The sequence below is a fragment of the Mycobacterium sp. genome (assembly GCF_049281135.1).
GTDB lineage: Bacteria > Actinomycetota > Actinomycetes > Mycobacteriales > Mycobacteriaceae > Mycobacterium.
Genome location: NZ_JBAPRN010000591.1, coordinates 1 through 3,885 on the forward strand (window position 1 = coordinate 1; position 3,885 = coordinate 3,885).

General features: G+C 61.9%; 5 protein-coding genes. 1 reads left to right on the forward strand and 4 read right to left on the reverse strand.

Features of this window, described 5'->3' with window-relative positions; translation table 11 throughout:
• A partial coding sequence (locus tag WAN02_RS23115) for a sensor domain-containing protein (RefSeq protein ID WP_422266751.1) occupies nucleotides 1-487 on the forward strand: 487 nt, incomplete at its 5' end.
• 11 nt (nucleotides 488-498) lie between these two features.
• Here WAN02_RS23115 and WAN02_RS23120 read toward each other — a convergent pair.
• The 4 genes from WAN02_RS23120 to WAN02_RS23135 form a co-directional block, all read right to left on the reverse strand.
• The gene (locus WAN02_RS23120) at nucleotides 499-1,569 is read right to left on the reverse strand and encodes an ABC transporter ATP-binding protein (protein WP_422266753.1); all 1,071 of its coding nucleotides are present in this window, start codon (nucleotides 1,567-1,569) and stop codon (nucleotides 499-501) included.
• 3 nt (nucleotides 1,570-1,572) lie between these two features.
• Nucleotides 1,573-2,415 (reverse strand): carbohydrate ABC transporter permease, encoded by an 843-nt coding sequence (locus WAN02_RS23125; RefSeq protein WP_422266755.1) that lies wholly within the window; start codon nucleotides 2,413-2,415, stop codon nucleotides 1,573-1,575.
• Nucleotides 2,406-3,347: a carbohydrate ABC transporter permease gene (locus WAN02_RS23130; protein WP_422266757.1), complete on the reverse strand. Its 942-nt coding sequence runs from the start codon at nucleotides 3,345-3,347 to the stop codon at nucleotides 2,406-2,408. Before WAN02_RS23130 ends, WAN02_RS23125 begins: the two co-directional genes overlap by 10 nt.
• Nucleotides 3,344-3,885: extracellular solute-binding protein (locus WAN02_RS23135; RefSeq protein ID WP_422266759.1), on the reverse strand; the 542-nt coding region annotated here is incomplete at its 5' end. The genes WAN02_RS23135 and WAN02_RS23130, both read right to left, overlap by 4 nt.

Sequence of the window (3,885 nt, forward strand, 5' to 3'; positions counted from 1 at the left end):
GTTATATCCACCGGCTCCCAGAGATTTCGGCGACAAGTCCAACTGCAGTCCGCTGGAAGGGCCCGACTCGAATTCGTTCGGAATAAATGTCGACTACACCGCATATCGCGGCTACGACTACCGGGAAGCGAAGGACAATTACCAGCACATCGTCGATCAGCAGGTTGCGACATACCCCGACGCGCGAGATGCGGACCGCAACTTCCACAATGCGTTGAGTGGGCTCAGTGGATGCGAGGGAGCGCTCGTGCCCGGCGAGACGGGAAGCAATGTCCAGTTCCAGCTGCAGACCCCGAATGTCACCGACAACAAGGCTCAGTGGGCGTCGATCGGAATCACCAACGGCCAACAAGGCGCGTGGCGCTGCGCCTTCGATTTCCGCACGCAGAGCAACGTCCTATTGGCCGCCAAGGTCTGCCAGAACGGCGACCCGACCGACATCGCCAGTCAGATAGCCGATCAGATGGCAGCCTCGATTCCCAAGTAGCCCGCCGTGCGCTACAGCAATCGATGACCGTCGACACCGAAGAAGTGCAGGTGACCCGGCTGCGGATGTAAGCGCACGCGACTACCCCGCGGTGGTGGGTCCTGCCCGTCGGCACGCGCGACGATCGGCTGACCGAAGGTGTTGTCGGGCCCGGCGATTCGCCCGTACAGATAGGCGTCCGCACCGAGTTCCTCGACCACATCGATCTGCATCTCGACCCCGGTTCCGCCGAGGTCAAGATGCTCCGGCCGGATGCCGATCACCAGTTCTGCTGTGCTAGCGGTAATCTCGCGTGGCACGGGGATCGACCAGTCGCCCAGTGCGACGGCGTCATCGACAATGGGAAGAGTCAGCAGGTTCATTGCCGGCGAGCCGATGAATTCCGCTACGAACATGTTCACCGGACTCCGGTACAGCTCCCGCGGAACCGCGCACTGTTGCAAGACACCGTCGCGCAACACCGCGACGCGATCACCCATGGTCATTGCCTCGACCTGGTCGTGGGTGACGTAGATGGTGGTGATGCCCAGTCGCCGTTGCAGTCGGGCAATCTGATTGCGGGTCTGCACCCGTAGTTTCGCGTCCAGGTTGGACAGCGGTTCGTCCATCAAGAACACCTGCGGTCGACGAACGATCGCACGCCCCATCGCCACCCGTTGACGTTGACCCCCGGACAAATCCTTCGGTTTGCGCTCCAAGTACGGCTCGAGGTCGAGTAACCGGGCGGCATCTAATACCCGTTCCCGGATCTCACTTTTCGCTATTCCGGCGATCTTGAGGGCGAAGCCCATGTTCTGGGCGACATTCATATGCGGGTACAAAGCGTAGTTTTGGAACACCATCGCCACATCGCGGTCTTTGGGATCTGCATCGGTGACATCTCGGGTGCCGATGAGGATCCGCCCGGAGTCGACTGTTTCCAGCCCGGCGATCATGCGCAGCGACGTGGTCTTGCCACACCCGGACGGCCCGACCAGCACCACGAACTCACCATCAGTGACGTTCAGGTCCAAGCGGTCGACGGCCGGCCGATCCGCACCGGAGTAACGCCCGGTCGCATACTCGAAAGTCACTGACGCCATTGGCTATCCCCCCAGCCCGGTGACCGCGATGCCGCGGATGAAGGCGCGTTGCGCGAGCGCATAGACCAGTACCAGCGGCAGCAGAATCAGAATGGACGCGGCCATCAGTACGGGCCACCGGGCGGTGTATTCGCCTTGCATCCGAACCAGCCCAAGAGTGAGGGTCGCGATACTGTTTCGCTGAATCATCAACAGTGGCCAGAGAAAATCGTTCCAGACGTTGACCCAGGTGAGCACCGCCAACACCATCACCGCGGGTTTTGCGTGCGGGAGCAGTATCCGCCAGTAGATCTGCCACGGAGAGCAGCCGTCGAGGATCGCAGCTTCCTCGAGTTCGTCTGGCAGGGTGCGGAAGAACTGGCGCATCAGGTAGGTGCCGAATGCGCTGCCGAAGAGCCCCGGCACGATCATCGCCCACGGAGTGTCGGTGAGCCCGGCGACGCGCATCAGGATGAATTGCGGAATCACCGTGACGGTCAGGGGCACCATCAACGTCCCCAAGTACAAGACGAACAATGTATCCCGGCCCCGAAACCTCAGGCGCGCGAACGCGTATCCGGCCAGCGAGCAGAAGAACACCTGCCCGATGCTGACGCACCCGGCATACAGCACGGAGTTGAAAAACATTCGCCAGAACGGCATGACGGCGAACACGTCGCGGTAATTGGACCACTGCGGATGTGCGGGAAACAGCGTCGGCATGGTCACCTCGCCCGCTGTCTTCAACGATCCCGACATCGCCCACAGGATCGGGAACAGTGCGCACGTGGCGATTGCCGTCAGCGTGGCATACAGCACCACACCACGGAGTACGTTGGGCCGCAACGCCCGCTGCGCTACGCCCACGACCGTTCCTCCTGCGCGGCTCGACGACGCCCAAGCCGCAACTGCACAACGGTAAGCACCAGCAGGATTGCGAACATCACCCACGCCAGCGCCGAGGCGTAACCGAACTCCAGGAACGCAAAAGCATGCTGGAACAGCATGATGCCCAGAACATACGTCGCCGTCTCGGGTCCCCCGTTACGTCCGGTCAGAACGTAGACGAGATCAAATGCCTGGAATGCATGGATGATCGAGATGACGACCACGAACGACACGGCGCTGCGAATCAGCGGAACGGTGATCGACACGAACTGCCGCAACTCCCCCGCGCCATCGAGTCTGGCTGCTTCATAGAGGTTCTCCGGCACACCTTGCATGGCAGCCAACAGGATGACCGTCGCGAAAGGCACGCTGCGCCACACGCTGACGATGCACAGCGAGGCCATGGCGTATTTCGGATCGACCAGCCAGGGAATGGGGTCGATACCGATCCAACCGAGGATGATGTTGAGCAGGCCGTTGTTGGTGTTGAACACGAACTGCCAGACGACGGCCATCACCACCGACGACACGGCCAGTGGCACAAAGATAACTGTCCGAAATACAGCTATTCCCTTTATTTTCCGGTTGAGCGCACCGGCCACGGCGAGGCTGATGAGCACGGTGGGCACGACAGTGCCCACTGTGTAGACCACCGTGTTGCGCAACGCGATGTTGAACAGCGGGTCTTCGGCAAAGAGGCTGCGGTAGTTCGCCAAGCCGACGAACTTGGCCGGGCTGAACATATCCCAATCGTGAAAACTCATGTACAGCGAGAATCCGAGCGGAAACAGCATGAACACCGCGACCGCCGTCAGATTGGGCGCGACGAAGATGCGACCGGCCCGGGCCCGCCGCCGCGACGGCCCGCGCCGGGGGGCTACCGTCGCGGCGGTTGCATCGATCGGTGTCATGGTGTCCGGAGTACCTCGTCGATCTTGGCTGTCAGTCCGTCCGTCAGCGACGCAGCGGGCCGCGAGCCGCGCAGAACCGGGCCGATGTTGCGGTCCATCAACGCGACGATCTTCGGCCACTCCGGAGTGACGGGTAGCCCCTCGGCATGTGCCGGCCCGCCGGTCAGCACCGCCATATTGCCGATCCTGCTATGCGCCTTGGCAAAATCGGCCGATTGGACCGCAGACCGCAGCGCCGGCACAAACAGGCCCGTTTCAGCGATCACTGCTTGTCCCGCCGGCCCGGTGGCGAATTTCACAAACTCCCACGCCTGCTTTTTGCGGGGGCTACTCGATGCGATGGCCAGCCCGGTGGTGCCGATATTCGATTGGGCAGCATGCCCTTTCGGGCCAGTCGGCAACACAGCGATGTCAAAATCCAGGTCCGGGGCACGCTCGAGCGTCTGATATCTCCAATGCCCGCCGAGCGCCATCGCAGCATGACCCGAGGTGAACAGGTCCGTCTGAGACATCGACTGGGATTCCGACGCGGTAGGCG

Excerpts from the sequence above, each read along its gene's own strand:
- WAN02_RS23120 (WP_422266753.1), bottom strand. The coding sequence starts at position 1,569 with ATGGCGTCAGTGACTTTCGAGTATGCGACCGGGCGTTACTCCGGTGCG.
- WAN02_RS23130 (WP_422266757.1), bottom strand. The coding sequence starts at position 3,347 with ATGACACCGATCGATGCAACCGCCGCGACGGTAGCCCCCCGGCGCGGG.